We start from the raw sequence: 16,416 nt of genomic DNA, 5'->3' as shown, positions 1-16,416 counted from the left end.
AGTTGTGACTCAGTCCGTGTGCGGGAGGCTATGACACGACACACAGAATGCGGAACGCCCGCGAGGCAATCGCTATCAAGCCGACACCAAGTGGCGGGTCTGACAGCTTCCGATCTCCCGACAAACAGCACTGTCACAGCCCGGAGCAGATAGTGAGATCGGACGGATCGCCGCAAAACCGGCCAGCCGCCGGCCGGGTGGCGCGCACGTGGCGAATCGCACCCGTCCCACATTCCGGACTGGCGGACGACTCCGGCCGGCCCCGCGCCCGGGACCGGCCGGCCTGGTCGTCGCTCCGGTCAGATCGCCCGGCGGCCCTCGAACGCGCGGCCCAGGGTGATCTCGTCGGCGTACTCCAGGTCGCCGCCGACCGGCAGGCCGCTGGCCAGGCGGGTCACCGCGATCCCCATCGGCTTCACCATCAACGCCAGATAGGTCGCGGTCGCCTCCCCCTCGGTGTTCGGGTCGGTGGCGAGGATCAGCTCGCGGACCGCGCCCCCGCCCAGCCGGGTCATCAGCTCCCGGATCCGCAGGTTGTCCGGGCCGATGCCCTCCAGCGGGTTGATGGCGCCGCCGAGCACGTGGTAGCGGCCGCGGAACTCGCCGGTCCGCTCGATCGCCACGACGTCCTTCGGCTCCTCGACCACGCAGAGCACCTCGTCCGTACGCCGCGGGTCACGGCAGATCCGGCACTGCTCCGACTCGGCCACGTTGTAGCAGGTGGTGCAGAACCGCACCAGCTCCTTGACCTTGCGCAGCGCACCGGCCAGCCGGTTGACGTCGGCGGGATCCGCCGAGAGGACGTGGAAGGCGATCCGCTGGGCGCTCTTCGGGCCCACGCCCGGCAGCCGGCCCAGCTCGTCGATCAGGTCCTGGATGGCACCCTCGTACATCTGCCGGCTCAGAACCCGGGCAGGCCGAGGCCGCCCATCCCACCCGCGACCGGGCCCATCTTCTTCTCGGTCAGCTCCCGGGCCGCCTCGGCGGCGTTGCGCACGGCGGCGACGACCAGGTCCTCCAGCGTCTCCACGTCCTCCGGGTCGACCGCCTTCGGGTCGATCTTGATCGCCTTCACCTCACCGGTGCCGGCGACGGTGGCGGTGACCAGGCCACCACCGGCGGTGCCGGTCAGCTCGGCCTCGGCCAGCTCGGCCTGGGCCTTGGCGATCTGCTGCTGCATCTTCTGCGCCTGCTTCAGCATCTGCTGCATGTTCGGCTGTCCACCTGGGCGCACGGATGGCTCCTTCTCGCACTCGTCTGATCGGCCGCGCCCAGCCTAGTCGGGCGGCGGCACTGCTCCTCGTCGGTCGACGCGCGCTCAGCGCGCGTCGACCTCGTCGATCTTCTCGGCCCCGAACGCCTCGCGGAGCAACTGCACCGCCTGCTCCTCGCCGGACTGCCGGGCGGTCTGCTCGTCGATGACATCGTCCAGCGGTTCATCGCCCGGGTCGAAGCCCTCGTAGACGGGCGCCGCCGGGGCCGCGCCCGCCGAGCGGCCGCCGGCCGGCCCGTCGTAGTCCGGGTCGTAGGGCGGCTCCCCGGCCCAGTCGGCGTCCGCGGTCTTCCGGGTCGCCTGGGCCGCCCGTGGGCCCTTGCTCGGCCCGCCACCGGCGGCAGCGGCCGCCGCAGCCGCCCGCGCCGCCGCGATCGCGCTGTTCTTCGGCGTGCCACCGCCCGCCGGCGTCGCGCCCGATGGCCCGGCCGGCTTCGGTACGGCCGGCGCCGTGGCCACCGACACCGAGGCGGTCGGCACGGTAGGGCTAGATGTGCCGGCCGTGGTCACGGCTGCCGCCCCGCCCGGGCGGGCGGCCTCGGGCCAGCCGTCCCCGCCGTCGGGGGCAGCCGTCGGAGCGTCACCGGTAGACGGGGGCTCCCCGGCGCCACCCGGTCGGGCCGGTTCCGGCCAGTCCTCCTCGTCGTCCCCGCCGGTGGCCGCCTCGGGAGCGGCCGGGCCGGCCGGTCGCCGCACGGGGCCACCGGATGACGCCGACGCCTGGGCGGACGGGCCGGCAGGGTTCCCCTGCCGGCCGCTGGCCGGTTGCGCCGCGCCAACGGCGTGGTTCCCCGGGGCGTCGGACGCACCGGACGCCGGGCGCGCCGGGGCGGGACCTGACGGGCCGGACGCGGGGCCCGTCGGCGCGGCGTCGAGCGAGGCGGGCGCGGGACGGGTTGGCGCGGCGTCGGACGAAGCGGGCGCCGGGCGGGCCGGCGCGCTGTCCGATGAGGCCGCCGGGCGTGCCGGGGCGGCGTCGGACGCCGGGCGGGCCGCGCCGGAGGGGCGGGACGGGCCGCCCAGCGAGGCCGCGCCCCGTTCACCGGCCACCTCGCACCGGATCTGCCAGCGGCCGCCGAACTCCTCGTAGAGCGCGTCGGCCAGGACCGAGGTGTGGTTGGCCATCATCTGGGCGAGCACCGGCGACTTGACGGTCAGTACGAGGGTGTCACCCTCCACGTCGCGCACCACCGCGTCGCGCATCAAGGCCGCAGCCGGCTTCCTGATCCGGTTGACCTTGGTGACGATGTCCGACCAGACCCGCCGCACCGCGACCGCGTCCAACGCGCCGGGCGTGGTGGAGCCGGGGCGCGGCGGCTCGGGCGTGGCCGGATCGGGCAGCACCGCGGAGGGCGGCACCGGCCGCCGGGCGGGCGCGTCGGACGCCGCGGAGTCGGCGCCGGGCGTCGGGCCGGCCGGAGCCGGACCCGGCTGGGCGGCGACCCCGCTCGTGGCGGGGCGGGCGGCCGGGCCGGGCTGGGCGGAGCCGGTCGCGGACCCGTCCGCCGGACGGGCCGGGGTCGACCGGGCACCGGCCGCCGCGGCGGCGGCGCGGGCGGCGGCCGCCCCGGTCGGGACACCGGCAGCCGCCGGCGTGCCGGCGGTCTCCGGGTCGGGCGCGGCGGCAGCCGCGGTCGGGGCGGGAGGCGCCGGGCGTACCTCCGGGGCGGGGGCGACCGGCGCGGGGCCGGCGGCGGCCGGCGGCGGCTCGGTGCCGCCCAGGGTGAGCCGGCGTTCCATCCGCTCCAGGCGCTGGAGCAGACCGCCGGTGGAGTCGTCCGCGCCGGGCAGCAGCATCCGGGCGCAGATCAGCTCCAGCAGCAGCCGGGGCGCGGTGGTGCCGCGCATCTCGACCAGGCCGTTGTGCACGATGTCGGCGCAGCGGGACAGGGTGGCCGGACCGAGCTGCTGGGCCTGGGCCGTCATCCGCTCGATCTGGTCGGCCGGGCCGTCGATCAGGCCCTTGGCGGCGGCGTCCGGCACCTGCTGGAGGACGATCAGGTCGCGCAGCCGCTCCAGCAGGTCGGAGGCGAACCGGCGCAGGTCGTGCCCGGCCTCGGCGACCCGGTCGACGGTCGCGTACGCGGCGGCGCCGTCCCCGGCGGCCAGTGCGTCGCACATCTCGTCGATCAGCGCCGAGTCGGTCACGCCGAGCAGCGCGGCGGCCCGGGCGTAGCTGACCCCCTCCGGGCCGGCGCCCGCGATGAGCTGGTCGAGCACCGAGAGGCTGTCCCGCATGCTGCCCCCGCCGGCGCGCACCACCAGCGGGAAGACCGCCTTCTCGACCTTGACCCCCTCCGCCTCGCAGAGCTGCTCCAGGTAGGGCCGGAGCACCTTCGGCGGGAACAGCCGGAACGGGTAGTGGTGGGTCCGCGACTTGATCGTGCCGAGGACCTTCTCCGGCTCGGTCGTGGCGAAGATGAACTTGACGTACTCCGGGGGCTCCTCGACCAGCTTGAGCAGGGCGTTGAAGCCGGCCGACGAGACCATGTGCGCCTCGTCGATGATATAGATCTTGAAGCGGCTCCGGGCCGGCGCGAAGAACGCCTTCTCGCGCAGCTCGCGGGCGTCGTCGACGCCGCCGTGGCTGGCCGCGTCGATCTCGATGACGTCGATCGACCCGGTGCCGTCGGTGGCCAGCGAGCGACACGAGTCACACTGCCCGCACGGCTCGGGCGTGGGCCCCTGCTCGCAGTTGAGCGAGCGGGCCAGGATCCGGGCGCTGGAGGTCTTGCCGCAGCCCCGAGGGCCCGAGAAGAGGTAGGCGTGGTTGAGCCGGCCGCTGCGCAGCGCCTGTGACAGCGGCTCGGTGACCTGCTCCTGGCCGATCATCTCGGCGAAGGTACGCGGCCGGTACTTGCGGTAAAGCGCCAGCGTCACGCGTACCGCCTCCTCTCGACCGAGCCATTCTGCGCCGGTCGGGCGTGGGTGACCACCCACCACCCCGCGACCTGACCCGCAGGAAGGTTACCGGCACCCGGAGACAGAAAGGCCTCCCGTGCACCCGGCAGAGCTCGCTTATCCTTGCTGCCTTCCGGCCCTGGGGAGGTTCACGAGATACCGCCGCACGGGAGGTGACGCCAAGCCTACCCGACCCGGGGTGGATCTTCAGGGGGTGGTGGGGTGGCTGGCCCGTCGGAGACCTGTATTCTGGCTCGCGGAGGATTCGCCTAGAGGCCTAGGGCGCACGCTTGGAAAGCGTGTTGGGTTAACACCCTCACGAGTTCGAATCTCGTATCCTCCGCTTGCTGAGTACGAAAAACGACAGGGCCGGCCCCACGGGGACCGGCCCTGAGTCGTCGCTACCGTCGCTCTCGTCTCAGTTGCCGACGCCAGGGCCGGTGGACGGGCCGGCCCTGGCGTCAGTGGGTACGGGTCAGAACTTGCCCTCGGCCACGTCCGCGAGGGTCACGCGGGCGACCGTGTAGTTGACGGTCACGCCCACGCTGTCGGAGACGTACTTGATCAGCAGGCCGGTGTCGGCGTCGATGGTCAGGCTGTCAGTGCCGCCGCCCGTGATCAGCGCGCCGGCGGCGAGGGTGATCACCGGCTGGCCGTAGAGGGTGCCCTGCGTGACCTTGACCTCGGGCATCTGCCCCAACAGCCGCACCACCCCCGCGCGGACCGTCGGGCTGCCGGCGCCCGCCTTCAGCGCGTCCAGCGAGTTCTCCCAGACCCAGTTGTCGGTCAGATTACCCACGGTGGATGCGTCCTGATGGGTGGCCTTGAGCTTCGCGGCGATCGTCGCGTCGATCGAGGGCTTGACGCCGGGCGCCTCCAGGGCAGGCGCGGTCTTCGGGTCCTTGACGTACGCGAGCGCCATCATCTTGCGGGCCTCGTTGAGGTCGCCCTTGGCCGCGTACTCCGCCGCCGCGACCGCCTTCTTCCGCCCGGCCTCGTCCTCGCCGCCCGTCGGGTGCTTCCCCTTCACCTGCGCCGAGAGGGCACCGCGGGTCTTGCCGAAGTAGAGGTCGCCGTTGTCGGCGAACAGGTCCCAGACATCGACCTTGAGGCCGTTCGTGTAAACCTGGTCGCGCAGCACGAGCGTCGCGTCGCCCTCCGGCTGCGGGGCGGTGATCAGATAGCCGACCAGCTTCACCAGCGGGGCGTTCTCGGCGGTCACGCTGCTGGTCGCCGGGTTCGGGGCGGCCAGGTTGGAGGCGGGGGCCTGGGTGCCGGCGCCGGCGGTGACCACGGCGACCGCCGCGATGGCGGCGGCGAAGCCGGTGCCGGCGGTGGCGCGCCACGCCAGGCGGCGGTGCCGCAGCTTCCGTCCGCGGCTCTCGATGTGGTCGAGGTCGGGTGCGTACGGCCGGTCTCCGGCGATGCCCTGCAGTGCCGCGCTCAGACGTGCCTCGGTGTCCTGCGACATGGTCAGATGTCTCCTCGGTTCAGTACGGACTTGAGCTTGATCAACGCCCGGCTCGTCTGGCTCTTGACGGTGCCCTCGCTGCACCCGAGGACCGCGGCGGTCTCCCGCTCGCTGAGCCCCTCGAGAAACCGCAGGACGACGGTCGCCCGCTGCCGCGCGGACAGCGACTGCAGCGCCTGGAGCAACTCGTCGCGGTTCACCACCTCGTCGGACATGTCCACGGCGGTGATGTCGGCCAGGTCGACGTCGGGATGCACGGTGACGTTCCGGTTCCGGCGCCAGCTGCGTCGCGACTCGTTGATCAGGATGCGTCGCACGTACGCGGACGGACTGTCGGCCCGCTGGACCTTGCGCCAATGGCTGTACGCCCTCGCCAGGGTCTCTTGGACAAGGTCGTCGGCCAGGTACCAGTCCCCGCACAGCAGGTACGCCGTGCGGTGCAACGATGCGGCGATCCCCTGGACGAAAACCCGAAAATCGTGCTCCTCGCCGCTCGCCGTCCCGGCCGGTGGGTGCTTCATTACGGTCGTCACATGGGGGAAGACACCCGTACGGGCGCGGACGTTGTCAAGGAATCGGGATCTTTCTCGGGCTCGGCACGTCTGGCGTTCCCAGCGAACCACGCCCGGCCCCCGAGAGCCGGTTCCCCCGGTTTTCCCGGGGTCAGCCAACGCGGCGTCTGATCGCCGCCAGACTCTCCGCCCGCCGCCGAGCAGGCTGGTGGCATGAACGGAGTTCTGGATGGAAAAGTGGCATTGGTAACGGGCGGCAGCCGGGGTATCGGGGCGGCCGTGGCTCTGCGGCTGGCCCGGGAGGGCGCCGACGTGGCGCTGACCTACGAGCGGCGCGCCAACCGGGCGGCCGAGCTGGTGGAGCAGATCAAGGCGGTGGGGCGGCGCGCCCTGGCCGTGCCGGCGGACAGCGGCGACCCGGCGGCGGTGCGCGCGGCGGTCGACCGGGTCGCCGGGGAGTTCGGCCGGCTGGACGTGCTGGTCAACAACGCCGGGGTGTTCCTCGTGGGCCCGGTGACGGAGCTGGGCGAGGACGAGGTCGAGCGCACGATCGCGGTCAACGTCCGGGCGCCGTTCGTGTTCGCCCAGGCGGCGGTCCGGCACATGACCGACGGCGGCCGGATCGTGAACATCGGCAGCAACGTGGCCGAGCGGGCCGTCTTTCCGGGTCTCGCCCTCTACTCCATGAGCAAGACGGCCCTGATCGGCCTGACCCGGGGGCTCGGCCGGGAGTTGGGCGGCCAGGGGATCACGGTGAACCTGGTCAACCCGGGGCCGACCGACACCGACGCGAACCCGGCGGACGGGCCGAACGCCGACGCGATCCGGGGCTTCACCGCCCTGGGCCGCTACGCCGCGCCGGCCGAGATCGCCGCCGTCGTGGCCTTCCTGGCCGGCCCGGACGGCGGCTACGTGACCGGCGCGACGATCAACGCGGACGGCGGCTTCGCCGGCTGACCGACGCCGTGGCAGGGGGCCGGCTCCACGCGGGTCGGCCCCTTCCGGGTACGCCGTCAGCCCCGCTCCGCCGTCCCGGGGGCCGGGCGGCGGTCTGTGGGGTGGCCGTTGCCGGCGCCGGTGCGGTCTCCGCCGGGTGGTCGGTCGGCGGCGCGGCCGGTGCACCGGGGCGTCGACCGCCGCGCAGCGCCCAGCCGGCGAGCAGCACCGCGCCCGCCGCGCCGACCAGCTGGATCACCCGGTAATCGACCAGGACCAGCAGGCTCGCGCCGGCGAGCACGGCCAGCGTGCCGGGGCCGAAGGTCAGCGTGTTCACGGTCGCGGAGACCCGCCCGACCAGCGCGTTCGGCGTCTCCCGCTGCACCGCCGTCCAGACCGTGATCAGCACCAGCGGAGCCCCGATCCCGACGGCCAGGGTGCCCGCGACCACCGGGACGAGGCCGGGCGCGGCCCGCAGCGCCAGACCGGCGGCCAGGAGCGCGATGGCCGCCGCGGTCACCCGCCGGTCGCCGAGCCGGCGCAGCAGGGTCCCCGCGGCCAGGCCACCGACCAGCGACCCGACGCCCTGCATGGTGCCGAGCACGCCGTTGAACTCCGGCGGCCGGTGCAGACCCTCGTCCACCACGGCGTACGCGAGGGCGCCGTTGATCCCGATCAGCAGCATGGCGGCCCCGGTGCAGACGACCAGGTGCCGTAGCGGGGTGTGCCGGCGGAGGTGCCCGAGTCCTTCGGCGAGCTGGCGGGTCCAGGGCTCGGGCGGGGCCGGGGGCGCCTCGCGTACCCGGATCAGGGCGAGCAGCAGGGCGGCGAGGGCGAACGTGGCGGCGTCGAGCAGCACCACCGGGTGCCCGCCGTACGCGGCGAAGAGACCGGCGCCGGCCAACGGGGCGACCAGCTTCATGCCCTCGTTGACCGTCATCCGCAGCCCGTTGAAGTCGCCGAGCAGCTCGCCGGGGACCACGGCCGGCACCAGCGCCGCCTCGGCCGAGTCGATCAACACGAAGCTGACCCCGTACGCGACCATCACGGCGAAGATCAGCCAGACCCGGGCGGCGGAGTCGACCAGCAGCAGCACCGGCAGCAGGGCGGCCATGGCCAGGTGCAGGGCGATCAGCAGCGGGCGGCGGCGGAACCGGTCGGCCAGCACCCCGATCAGCGGGGCGACCAGGGTGGGCCCCCAGGTGCCGAGGGTGACCAGCCCGGCCACGCTGCTCGACCCGGTGAGGTCCTTCACCCAGATCCCGGCCACCAGCAGCATGGCCGCCGTGCCGAAGCCGGAGACCAGCACGCTGGTCAGGTAGCGGCCGGCGTCGCGGTTGCCCAGCACCCTGGTCGTACCCCAGCTCATGGCACCTCCCCCGTGCGGTGCGATTCTGTCCACACCCGACCCCCAAGTCAATGCTTGGGGGTGAATGCGACGAGCGGGTGGGGTTCAATGGCGGCCGTGAGCACCACCGACCCACGCCTGCGCGCGCTGGCCCACCCGCTGCGGCTGCGCATGCTCTCGCTGCTGTGGAGCGCGCCGCTCTCCGCCGCCGCGCTCGCCCGGGAACTGGCCATCTCGCACGCCCTCGCCAGCCAGCACCTGCGCCGGCTGGACGCCGCCGGCCTGGTCGAGCTGGCCGACGTCCGGGCCCGGCGCGGCGGCCGGGAGCGCCGCTACCGGGCGGTACGCGGACCCTGGCTCACCGAGCAGCAGGAGGGGCAGCCGCTGCTCGCCGAGTCCCTCGCCCGCAACCTCCTCGACCGGGTGGCCGACCGCGCCCCGGGGACGGCCGGCGTCACCACCGACGCGGAGCTGTGGGTCTCCCCCGACGACTGGGCGGCGGCGCGCCGGCGGCTGCACGCGATCATGACCGAGCTGCACGACGCCGCCCAGCCGCCGCACGCGCCCGGTACGGTCCGGGTGGGCGCCACCCTCATGGCCTTCGAGATGACCGACCGGCCGCCGGCCGCCGAGGGCTGACCAACCGTCGTACACATGTTCCATCCACAGCCTGTGGACGCCGAGAGGATCGGATGAGTTACCAGCTCAGCGCGGTGGTCGCCGACGTCGAGCTGCTCCGCGAGCAGACCGCCGACCGGGATCACGCGGTGCTCGCCGCGCTGCGCCAGGACTTCGCGCTGCTGCCGGTCACCCCGCAGCTCGTCGAGGAGTTGACCGGCCGGCTGCCGGACTTCGCCACCGGCGAGCCCTCGGCGGACCAGCCGTTCCAGCTCGTCCTCTCCCCCACGCTCACGCGACTCCTGGCTCGCTGGTCCCGGCGGGGACCGGTGGCGTACCTGGAGGCGGAGTTCGCCGGCGGCCTCGGCCACCAGGCCGCGGCGGTCTGGCTGGGCGGCGAGCCGAGCTGGGGGCCCTGCTTCGACGACCGGCTGGACCGGCCGCGCGCCGAGTGGCCGATCAACGCGGCGCTCGCCCGGCTGGGCGCCGAGCCGGGGCCGTGGATCGACCCGTTCGCCGAACTGGGCCTGCACCTGGAGCGGGACACGGCCGGCTGGCTGGCGCACGGGCGGCGCGGGCTCTCCGCGGACTACTGGGACGAGCTGGCCGAGGAGTGGGAACTACGGCAATCCGACCAGCACCAGCAACCTCGTCGCCCCGGTCCCGTTGGGGACTGGGGGATTGCATGAAACTGCGACAATTCGGATTCATCGCCGCGCTGATGACGGCCGCTTCGATCGCCGGCAGCGGCGTCCGTCCACAGGGGCCGGACGTGCCGGCCCGGCCGGTCGGCGCCGCCGAGGTGGTCAGCCTCCACGGGCTGGGCAACGCTGAGTTCGGCGCCACCGAGGAGGACCTGACCCGGCGTGGCGTGCTGCGCACCGACGAGGACGCGTGCGGGCCCACGTTGGCCGGCCACGGCTCGGTCAGCCCGGTCTTCGTCGACGACCGGCTCGTCCTGCTCTGGCTCGACGACCCGATGAGCACACCCGAGGGGATCACCGTCGGCACGCCGGTCGACGTGGTGCACACCGCGTACCCGTCGGTGGTCGACCTCGACGCTCCACAGGGGATGCACCGCTTCGACGCGCTGCTCGCCCGCAGCGGCGACCGGGCGTACCTCTTCCTGCACGACGGCGTCACGGTCCGGAAGATCATCGCTGGGTACGCGGACTGGGCCCGCCGCCTCTTCGACGAGGGTTACGGCCCCTGCTGATCCGCCCGTGGGTTGTGCGCCCGCCCGTCGGACGGTAGAGACGACGCATGCGTCGGGTGGTCATGGTCGGCCTGTCGGTGATCGTCGTGGCCCTGCTGGGTGTGGCCACGAACGTCGCCACCGGGGCGCTGCCCGAGCGCTGGTCCCCGTACCTCTGGCTGGCCTGGCCGCTGGTGCTGCTGCTGGTGTCGGTCCTCGTGGTCATCGAGGTGCACCGCGGCCGGGAGCCGCGGGGGACCGGGAGCGCCGGCGCGCCGCGGGCCCGGAAGGTGCTGCTGGACCGGGTCCGCCGCTACTGGGTGACCAGCGTGCTGGACCGGTCCCTCCACGAGGAGGCCCGCATCGAGCTGGGCATCGCCGCCACCGCCGACGACCGCCGGCACCCGTGGAGCCTGCGGGCCAGCCACCGGGACGGCTTCACCGGCTCGCTCGACGACCAGACCTCGATGTCGGCCCTGTTCGACCAGCTCGACCAGGCGGTGGTCATCGTCGGCGCGCCCGGGGCCGGCAAGACGACCACCCTGCTGGAACTCGCCCGGGACCTGCTGGACCGCGCCGGCCAAGACCCGGACGCCCCGATCCCGGCGGTGTTCAACCTCTCCTCCTGGGCGACCCTCCGCCGGCCCCTCGACCAGTGGCTCGTCGAACAGCTCACCGAGCGGTACGGCATCCCGGCGGAACAGGGGGCCGCCTGGGTCGCGGCGGGGCAGATCCTGCCGCTGCTGGACGGCCTCGACGAGGTGGCCGAGCAGCACCGCGACGCCTGCGCCGAGGCGATCGCCGCGTTCCACGGCCGGCAGCCGCTCACCCCGATCGCCGTCTGCTGCCGGCAGGCGGAGTACGCAGGGCTCCGGTCGGAACTGCCCCTCTACGGCACCGTCGCCATCCAGCCGCTGGACCGGTCGCAGATCGAGCGGTACGTCGACCGGCCGGGGCTGGGCGGGCTGCGGGACGCGCTCGACGCCGACCCCGAGCTGTGGCAGCTCGCCGACTCGCCGCTGATGCTCAGCATCATGGCGCTGGCGTACGCCGAGCCGGCCGTTTCCGGGCCCGGCACGACGCGGGACGGCTCCGGCCGCGAGCGCCTCTTCACCCGGTACGTCGACACCATGCTGCGCCGCCGGCCGCACCCCCGGTACCGGCCCGAGCGGACCGCCGGCCACCTCGCCACCCTCGCCCGGGCGCTCAGCCTGCGTGACCAGACCGTCTTCGTGCTCGACATGATCGACGAGTCCTGGTCGGACCGGCGTCCGGCCGTGTGGTGGACCTCCACGGCGCTCGCCCGCCTGTTCGGCTGCGCCGCGCTCGCCGCGCTGCTCGGCTCGGCGGGCTGGGCGCTGGGGTCGGTGGCCGGCCAGGTGGTCGCCGGTGGTCTGCTGGGGCTGGCCGTGCTGATGCACACGGTCAACTACGACGACCTGTTCGAGCTGACCCGGGCCATCCGCGACCGCCGCGACCGGCCGCCGGAGAGCTGGGTGGCCGCCTGGACCACGAGCGTCGCCGAGCTGGAACGGCTCATCCTGGTCTCGGCGCTCGTCGCCGGCACGGCCGTCGGCGGGCTCACCGGCTGGTTCACCCCCGGCGGCCCGAGCTGGGCCGCCGGCCTCGGCTACGGCGCCGGGTTCTTCCTCGCCACGGTGGTCTCCCTGATCGCCCTCGACAGCGCCCAGGTGCAGCTTCACTTCCGGCCGCCGCCGCCCCGCACCGACCGGCGGGAGCTGCCCAGCCCGCTGCTGCGGCAACGGCTGACCGTCATGGCCGGCGACCTCGTGGCGCTGGGCCTGGTCGTCGCCGCGCTCGGCTTCGTGCCGGTCGCGCTGGCCCGGGGTGCGGCCGAGGCGCTCCGCTTCGCGGTGCTGCTCGGCGGCGGCGCCACCCTCCTGCTGCTCACCGTGGTGGCGTTCTCCCCGATGGTCGAGCAGGCGCTGGTCCGGCGGCGGCTCGCCCGGGCGGACCTGGTGCCGTACCCGCTGCTGCCGTTCCTCGACCACGCGGTGCAGTGCCTCTTCCTGCGGCAGGTCGGCGACGGCTACATCTTCGTGCACCGGGAACTGCTCGACCACTTCGCCGAGCGCGCGGAGGCCGACATGCCGCTGCTGCGGTTCCGGGCCGCCGGGCAGGCCCGACGGCGGGAGGTGCGACAGGGAGCCCGGGATCTGCCGGGCGCCCGCAACGGTTGGACCTGATGTCAGAGGCGCCGGAACTACGATCCACCCATGCCTGAATCTTCCGAATTGCCGGATCTCCCCCGTACGCCTGCGGCGACGACGGCGCTCTCCGTGGCCACCCGTTACTTCTCGCCTGCGCTGCTCAACCACTCCATCCGGTCCTACGTGTGGGGGGTGATGTACGCCCGCGCACACGGAATCGCCTTCGACGACGAGCTGTACTACGTCTCGGCTCTCCTGCACGACACCGGGCTCACCGAGCCGTTCGACAGTCATGCGCTCCCGTTCGAGGAGGCCGGCGGGCACCTCGCGTGGGTGTTCGCAGTCGCCGCCGGCTGGCCCGAGGCCCGCGCGGCCCGCGTGGAACACATCGTCGTCATCCACATGCGCGCCGACGTGTCCGCCGCCGAGGACGCCGAGTCCCACCTGCTGCAGGTCGCAACGGCCTGGGACGTGGCAGGACGACGCCCTGAGGAATTCTCCGACGCGGTCAGGAACAGCGTGCTCGACCGGTACCCCCGACTGAACTTCGCCACCGAGTTCCTGGCCTCGTTCGAGGACCAGGCGGAACGCAAGCCGTCCAGTGCGGCAGCACAGGCAATCGAATCGGGCGGACGCCTCGTGATCCCCGCGCATCCGCTCGACGCCTAGTCGTGCCGGCTCCGAACGACGGACGCCCGGCCGATCCTCACGGATCGACCGGGCGTTCGCGCATCTCACGAGCGGTGGCGGCGGGATTTGAACCCGCGGAGGGCGTAAACCCTCACACGCTTTCGAGGCGTGCTCCTTAGGCCACTCGGACACGCCACCGCCGAGTAGGGTACAGGACCCCGGGTCCGGACGCCGAACCGGTATCCCCGGGCCCGGCCTGGCAGGATCTTTGCCATGAGTACGCACATCGGCGCTGAGCCGGGAGAGATCGCCGAGCGGGTCCTGATGCCGGGCGACCCGCTGCGGGCCAAGTGGATCGCGGAGACCTACCTCGAGGACGCCCGCTGCTACACGACGGTTCGCGGCATGCTGGGCTTCACCGGCCGCTGGAACGGCGTCGAGGTCTCCGTCCAGGGCTCCGGCATGGGCATGCCGTCCGCCTCCATCTACGCGCACGAGCTGATCAACGAGTACGGCGTGAAGACGCTGATCCGGGTCGGCTCCTGCGGTGCCCTGACCGAGGACCTCCAGCTGCGCGACGTGGTCGCGGCGATCGGCTCGTCGACCGACTCGAACATGAACCGGATGCGGTTCGACGGGCTGATCGACTACGCCCCGGTGGCCGACTTCGGGCTGCTGCGCACCTCGGTCGAGGTGGCCGAGCGGCGCGGCATCACCATGCGGGTCGGCCCGATTCTGGCCGCGGACGCCTTCTACACCGACCGACCGGACCTCTACGACTCCCTCGCCGACTACGGGGTGCTCGCGGTGGAGATGGAGTCGGCCGCGCTCTACACGATCGCGGCCCGGTTCAAGGCCCGCGCGCTGACCATCCTGACGGTCAGCGACCACATCAAGACCGGCGAGAAGACCACGTCGCAGGAGCGCGAGCAGACCTTCGGCCAGATGGTCGAGATCGCCCTCGACACCGTCATCGCCTGACCCGACCCGACCCTCGAGCACCCCGCCACCGACCGGTGGCGGGGCGCTCGCGTTACCGGTGTCACCGAAAAGAATACGACCGGTCGTTCTTATTTCCGTTACGCTGCCGGCATGACCTCCGACGGCCGCATCGCCCGCGGCGACCGCACCCGCACTGCGGTGCTCGACACCGCCGTGGCGCTGGCCACCGAGGTCGGCCTGGACGGGCTCTCCCTCGCCCAGCTCGCCGACCGGCTCGGGGTCAGCAAGTCGGGCCTATTCGCGCACTGGCGCTCCAAGGAGGCGCTGCAACTCGCCACCGTCGATCGGGCCGTGGCGCAGTGGGAGGAGCGGATCGTCGCTCCGGCCCTGCGCGCCCCCCGGGGCGTCCGCCGGCTGCGCGCGCTGCACGAGGCCCGGATCGAGTTCTACGCCGCCCGGGTCCTCCCCGGCGGCTGTTTCTTCGCCAACACCGAGTTCGAGTACAACGCCCGCCCCGGCCCGGTCCGCGACCGGCTCTCCGAGGCGTTCGGCCGGTGGACCGCGTTCCTCGAACGCCTCGTCCAGGAGGCCGTCGACCTCGGCGAACTTCCCACCGACCTGGACGGGCCGCTGCTGGCGTACGAGATCGACGCGCTGGGGATCAGCGCGGTGATGCGGTCCCGGATGCTCGACCCGGACGCCACCTACCGGCACGCCCGCCAGGGCCTGCTGAACCGGCTGCGGGCGCTCTGCCCGGATCCGACCCTGCTAGCGGAAGGCCAGTCATGAGCCACGAGTTCGGTCACGTCGAGCACGTCCCGGTGCACTTCGACGACCTCGACGCCATGGGCATCCTGCACAACGCCCGCTACGCGGTGCTGCTGGAGCGCGCCCTGACGCCGTACTGGGCCGAGCGTGGCGTCGCCTTCCGCGGCGACCTGCGCGGCGCCCCCGACGTGTTCCACGCGGTCCGCGAGTTCACCATCACCTACCGGGCCCCGGTCACCGGCGTCGGCCCGGTGGCGGTGCACTTCTGGCTGGAGCACTTCGGCACCAGCAGCGCCCGCTACGCCTTCGAGTTCCGCTCGGTGGACGGCGCCACCGTCTACGCCGAGGGCACCCGGTCGATCGTCCGGCTGGATCCGGCCACCCTGCGCCCCACCGCCTGGACCGAGGCCGCGCGCGCCGTCGCCGCCACCCTGCTGCGTCCCGCCCCGCAACCCGCCTGAGCGGGCCGGTGGGTCAGCGGAAGAAGGCGCGCAGCAGCGCGACGCTCTCCGCCTCGCACACCCCGCCGTACACCTCGGGGCGGTGGGTGATGCGGCGGTCGCGCAGCACGTCCCAGAGCGAGCCGACGGCGCCGGTCTTCGGCTCCCACGCGCCGAAGACCACCATCGAGATCCGGGCCAGCGAGATCGCCCCGGCGCACATGGTGCACGGCTCCAGGGTCACCACCAGGGTGCAGCCCTCCAGCCGCCAGCGGCCGAGCCGCTCGGCGGCCCGGCGCAGCGCCAGCACCTCGGCGTGCGCGGTCGGGTCGCCGGTCAGCTCCCGCTCGTTGCGGCCGATCGCCAGCTCGGCGCCGTCCGGGCCGTAGACGACCGCGCCGACCGGGACGTCCTCGATCGCGTCGGCCCCGTCGGCCGGCACGCTGTCCGGGCCGGTCACCGCGACCTCCAGGGCCCGGCGCATCCACAGCTCGTGCCGCTGCCGGCGGCCCACGCCGTCGAGGTCGGCGAACCCCTCGTCCGCGCCCGGACCGACCCGGGCCGGCCGGCCCGGGGTGGGCTGCCCCGGGCGTACGGTCTCCAGCGCCGGATCGGTGGCGTCGGCCGGCTCCGCCCCGCCGGTCCACGCCGATCCGGGCGGCTCAGACCTCACGCAGCTCCTCGACCTCGTCGGCGCAGCCGAGCACCTGGCAGATCTCGGCGGTGACGTCGGCCGGCATCATCCCCTCGTGGCCGCAGAGGGCGAGCAGCTTCGGCGCCGGGATGCCCAGGTCGGCGAGGATGTCCGCGTCGCCCACCGGGTCGGCCTCCGGGTCGACGGCCGGCTGCTCGGTCTCCTCGTCGCCGGCGGCGGCCGGCCGCGGCTCGTCGGCGTCCTCCAGCCCGGTGACCGAGGTCTTCAGGTCGCCGACCAGCAGAGCGCCCAGCCGCGACTCCTCCGCGTACGCCGAGTCGGAGCCGAAGACCCGCAGGTCCTCCCCCTCGTCCAGGCGCAGGATCACCAAATACGTGTCGTCGGCCTCGACGAAGAGCAGGGAGAGGTCGGCGTCCGGCTCGACGTCGCGCAGCCGGTCGGCCACCTCCTCGATGTCGGTGACCCCCCGCAGGTTCACCTCTTCGGCGGTCCAGGCGCCCTCGACGCGCGCCACGGCAGCAGCGAAGTACGACACGGTCCCCCCAAGTTGGCCTCG

Annotated in this window: 17 protein-coding genes, 2 tRNA genes and 1 other RNA gene; 10 read left to right on the top strand and 10 right to left on the bottom strand. The window is 73.6% G+C overall.

Annotation, left to right across the window (positions count from 1 at the left end; genetic code table 11):
• Positions 1 to 299: 299 nt before the first annotated feature.
• From recR to ffs, 4 genes are all read right to left on the bottom strand, one after another.
• A complete protein-coding gene (recR, locus tag AB0F68_RS08425; protein ID WP_091316841.1) occupies positions 300 to 893 on the bottom strand; it encodes a recombination mediator RecR in 594 nt (197 codons plus the stop codon).
• 8 nt (positions 894 to 901) lie between these two features.
• Positions 902 to 1,210, bottom strand: a complete 309-nt coding sequence (locus tag AB0F68_RS08420) for a YbaB/EbfC family nucleoid-associated protein (RefSeq protein ID WP_357333933.1) — start codon at positions 1,208 to 1,210, stop codon at positions 902 to 904.
• 108 nt (positions 1,211 to 1,318) lie between these two features.
• Positions 1,319 to 4,153 carry a DNA polymerase III subunit gamma and tau gene (locus AB0F68_RS08415; protein ID WP_357333931.1) on the bottom strand — a complete coding sequence of 945 codons (2,835 nt, stop codon included), beginning with the start codon at positions 4,151 to 4,153 and terminating at the stop codon, positions 1,319 to 1,321.
• Positions 4,154 to 4,260: 107 nt separating this feature from the next.
• Positions 4,261 to 4,350: signal recognition particle sRNA small type (ffs, locus tag AB0F68_RS08410), an RNA gene on the bottom strand.
• An 82-nt stretch (positions 4,351 to 4,432) separates the two neighbouring features.
• On the opposite strand from ffs, the gene AB0F68_RS08405 reads away from it, so the two are divergent.
• Positions 4,433 to 4,517 (top strand) — tRNA-Ser (locus tag AB0F68_RS08405).
• Positions 4,518 to 4,649: 132 nt separating this feature from the next.
• Here the strand turns inward: AB0F68_RS08405 and AB0F68_RS08400 are convergent.
• Both AB0F68_RS08400 and AB0F68_RS08395 read right to left on the bottom strand, forming a co-directional pair.
• Positions 4,650 to 5,645 (bottom strand): hypothetical protein, encoded by a 996-nt coding sequence (locus tag AB0F68_RS08400; RefSeq protein ID WP_357333929.1) that lies wholly within the window; start codon positions 5,643 to 5,645, stop codon positions 4,650 to 4,652.
• 2 nt (positions 5,646 to 5,647) lie between these two features.
• Positions 5,648 to 6,166 (bottom strand): SigE family RNA polymerase sigma factor, encoded by a 519-nt coding sequence (locus AB0F68_RS08395; RefSeq protein ID WP_357333927.1) that lies wholly within the window; start codon positions 6,164 to 6,166, stop codon positions 5,648 to 5,650.
• A gap of 204 nt (positions 6,167 to 6,370) precedes the next feature.
• On the opposite strand from AB0F68_RS08395, the gene AB0F68_RS08390 reads away from it, so the two are divergent.
• On the top strand, positions 6,371 to 7,114 hold the full coding sequence (locus tag AB0F68_RS08390; RefSeq protein WP_357333924.1) for a 3-oxoacyl-ACP reductase family protein: 744 nt from the start codon (positions 6,371 to 6,373) through the stop codon (positions 7,112 to 7,114).
• Here AB0F68_RS08390 and AB0F68_RS08385 read toward each other — a convergent pair.
• Positions 7,086 to 8,462 carry an MFS transporter gene (locus AB0F68_RS08385; protein WP_357333921.1) on the bottom strand — a complete coding sequence of 459 codons (1,377 nt, stop codon included), beginning with the start codon at positions 8,460 to 8,462 and terminating at the stop codon, positions 7,086 to 7,088. The two genes, AB0F68_RS08390 and AB0F68_RS08385, sit on opposite strands and share 29 nt — an antisense overlap.
• A gap of 96 nt (positions 8,463 to 8,558) precedes the next feature.
• Between AB0F68_RS08385 and AB0F68_RS08380 the strand changes: the two genes are divergently transcribed.
• Genes AB0F68_RS08380 through AB0F68_RS08360 form a run of 5 tightly spaced genes read left to right on the top strand, consistent with a single transcriptional unit; the run spans position 8,559 to position 13,094 of the window.
• A complete protein-coding gene (locus AB0F68_RS08380; protein WP_357333919.1) occupies positions 8,559 to 9,080 on the top strand; it encodes a winged helix-turn-helix domain-containing protein in 522 nt (173 codons plus the stop codon).
• Positions 9,081 to 9,133: 53 nt separating this feature from the next.
• A complete protein-coding gene (locus AB0F68_RS08375; RefSeq protein WP_357333917.1) occupies positions 9,134 to 9,748 on the top strand; it encodes a hypothetical protein in 615 nt (204 codons plus the stop codon).
• A 32-nt stretch (positions 9,749 to 9,780) separates the two neighbouring features.
• Positions 9,781 to 10,275 carry a hypothetical protein gene (locus tag AB0F68_RS08370; protein WP_357334700.1) on the top strand — a complete coding sequence of 165 codons (495 nt, stop codon included), beginning with the start codon at positions 9,781 to 9,783 and terminating at the stop codon, positions 10,273 to 10,275.
• A 47-nt stretch (positions 10,276 to 10,322) separates the two neighbouring features.
• A complete protein-coding gene (locus tag AB0F68_RS08365; RefSeq protein WP_357333915.1) occupies positions 10,323 to 12,461 on the top strand; it encodes an NACHT domain-containing protein in 2,139 nt (712 codons plus the stop codon).
• Positions 12,462 to 12,491: 30 nt separating this feature from the next.
• Positions 12,492 to 13,094 (top strand): HD domain-containing protein, encoded by a 603-nt coding sequence (locus AB0F68_RS08360; protein ID WP_357333913.1) that lies wholly within the window; start codon positions 12,492 to 12,494, stop codon positions 13,092 to 13,094.
• A gap of 72 nt (positions 13,095 to 13,166) precedes the next feature.
• Here AB0F68_RS08360 and AB0F68_RS08355 read toward each other — a convergent pair.
• A tRNA-Ser gene (locus AB0F68_RS08355) sits at positions 13,167 to 13,253 on the bottom strand.
• Positions 13,254 to 13,328: 75 nt separating this feature from the next.
• On the opposite strand from AB0F68_RS08355, the gene deoD reads away from it, so the two are divergent.
• The 3 genes from deoD (at position 13,329) to AB0F68_RS08340 (ending at position 15,226) form a co-directional block, all read left to right on the top strand.
• On the top strand, positions 13,329 to 14,036 hold the full coding sequence (gene deoD, locus AB0F68_RS08350; RefSeq protein WP_357333911.1) for a purine-nucleoside phosphorylase: 708 nt from the start codon (positions 13,329 to 13,331) through the stop codon (positions 14,034 to 14,036).
• A 111-nt stretch (positions 14,037 to 14,147) separates the two neighbouring features.
• On the top strand, positions 14,148 to 14,786 hold the full coding sequence (locus tag AB0F68_RS08345; protein ID WP_357333908.1) for a TetR/AcrR family transcriptional regulator: 639 nt from the start codon (positions 14,148 to 14,150) through the stop codon (positions 14,784 to 14,786).
• Positions 14,783 to 15,226 (top strand): thioesterase family protein, encoded by a 444-nt coding sequence (locus AB0F68_RS08340; RefSeq protein ID WP_357333906.1) that lies wholly within the window; start codon positions 14,783 to 14,785, stop codon positions 15,224 to 15,226. Before AB0F68_RS08345 ends, AB0F68_RS08340 begins: the two co-directional genes overlap by 4 nt.
• A 13-nt stretch (positions 15,227 to 15,239) precedes the next feature.
• Here AB0F68_RS08340 and AB0F68_RS08335 read toward each other — a convergent pair whose 3' ends face one another.
• Positions 15,240 to 15,689 carry a nucleoside deaminase gene (locus AB0F68_RS08335; RefSeq protein WP_357334698.1) on the bottom strand — a complete coding sequence of 150 codons (450 nt, stop codon included), beginning with the start codon at positions 15,687 to 15,689 and terminating at the stop codon, positions 15,240 to 15,242.
• A 178-nt stretch (positions 15,690 to 15,867) separates the two neighbouring features.
• On the bottom strand, positions 15,868 to 16,395 hold the full coding sequence (locus AB0F68_RS08330; protein ID WP_357333904.1) for a tRNA adenosine deaminase-associated protein: 528 nt from the start codon (positions 16,393 to 16,395) through the stop codon (positions 15,868 to 15,870).
• Positions 16,396 to 16,416 lie beyond the last annotated feature (21 nt).

The organism is Micromonospora sp. NPDC023966 (genome assembly GCF_040639095.1).
Taxonomy (GTDB): domain Bacteria; phylum Actinomycetota; class Actinomycetes; order Mycobacteriales; family Micromonosporaceae; genus Micromonospora.
This window is presented reverse-complemented; position numbering and strand designations above follow the sequence as displayed.

What these genes read in the sequence shown, in the direction of transcription:
- AB0F68_RS08370 (WP_357334700.1), top strand. Translation starts at nt 9,781, where the DNA reads ATGACGGCCGCTTCGATCGCCGGCAGCGGCGTCCGTCCACAGGGGCCG.
- recR (WP_091316841.1), bottom strand. Translation starts at nt 893, where the DNA reads ATGTACGAGGGTGCCATCCAGGACCTGATCGACGAGCTGGGCCGGCTG.
- AB0F68_RS08420 (WP_357333933.1), bottom strand. Translation starts at nt 1,210, where the DNA reads ATGCAGCAGATGCTGAAGCAGGCGCAGAAGATGCAGCAGCAGATCGCC.
- AB0F68_RS08385 (WP_357333921.1), bottom strand. Translation starts at nt 8,462, where the DNA reads ATGAGCTGGGGTACGACCAGGGTGCTGGGCAACCGCGACGCCGGCCGC.
- AB0F68_RS08395 (WP_357333927.1), bottom strand. Translation starts at nt 6,166, where the DNA reads ATGAAGCACCCACCGGCCGGGACGGCGAGCGGCGAGGAGCACGATTTT.
- AB0F68_RS08365 (WP_357333915.1), top strand. Translation starts at nt 10,323, where the DNA reads ATGCGTCGGGTGGTCATGGTCGGCCTGTCGGTGATCGTCGTGGCCCTG.
- AB0F68_RS08400 (WP_357333929.1), bottom strand. Translation starts at nt 5,645, where the DNA reads ATGTCGCAGGACACCGAGGCACGTCTGAGCGCGGCACTGCAGGGCATC.
- deoD (WP_357333911.1), top strand. Translation starts at nt 13,329, where the DNA reads ATGAGTACGCACATCGGCGCTGAGCCGGGAGAGATCGCCGAGCGGGTC.
- AB0F68_RS08335 (WP_357334698.1), bottom strand. Translation starts at nt 15,689, where the DNA reads ATGCGCCGGGCCCTGGAGGTCGCGGTGACCGGCCCGGACAGCGTGCCG.
- AB0F68_RS08340 (WP_357333906.1), top strand. Translation starts at nt 14,783, where the DNA reads ATGAGCCACGAGTTCGGTCACGTCGAGCACGTCCCGGTGCACTTCGAC.
- AB0F68_RS08390 (WP_357333924.1), top strand. Translation starts at nt 6,371, where the DNA reads ATGAACGGAGTTCTGGATGGAAAAGTGGCATTGGTAACGGGCGGCAGC.
- AB0F68_RS08375 (WP_357333917.1), top strand. Translation starts at nt 9,134, where the DNA reads ATGAGTTACCAGCTCAGCGCGGTGGTCGCCGACGTCGAGCTGCTCCGC.
- AB0F68_RS08345 (WP_357333908.1), top strand. Translation starts at nt 14,148, where the DNA reads ATGACCTCCGACGGCCGCATCGCCCGCGGCGACCGCACCCGCACTGCG.
- AB0F68_RS08360 (WP_357333913.1), top strand. Translation starts at nt 12,492, where the DNA reads ATGCCTGAATCTTCCGAATTGCCGGATCTCCCCCGTACGCCTGCGGCG.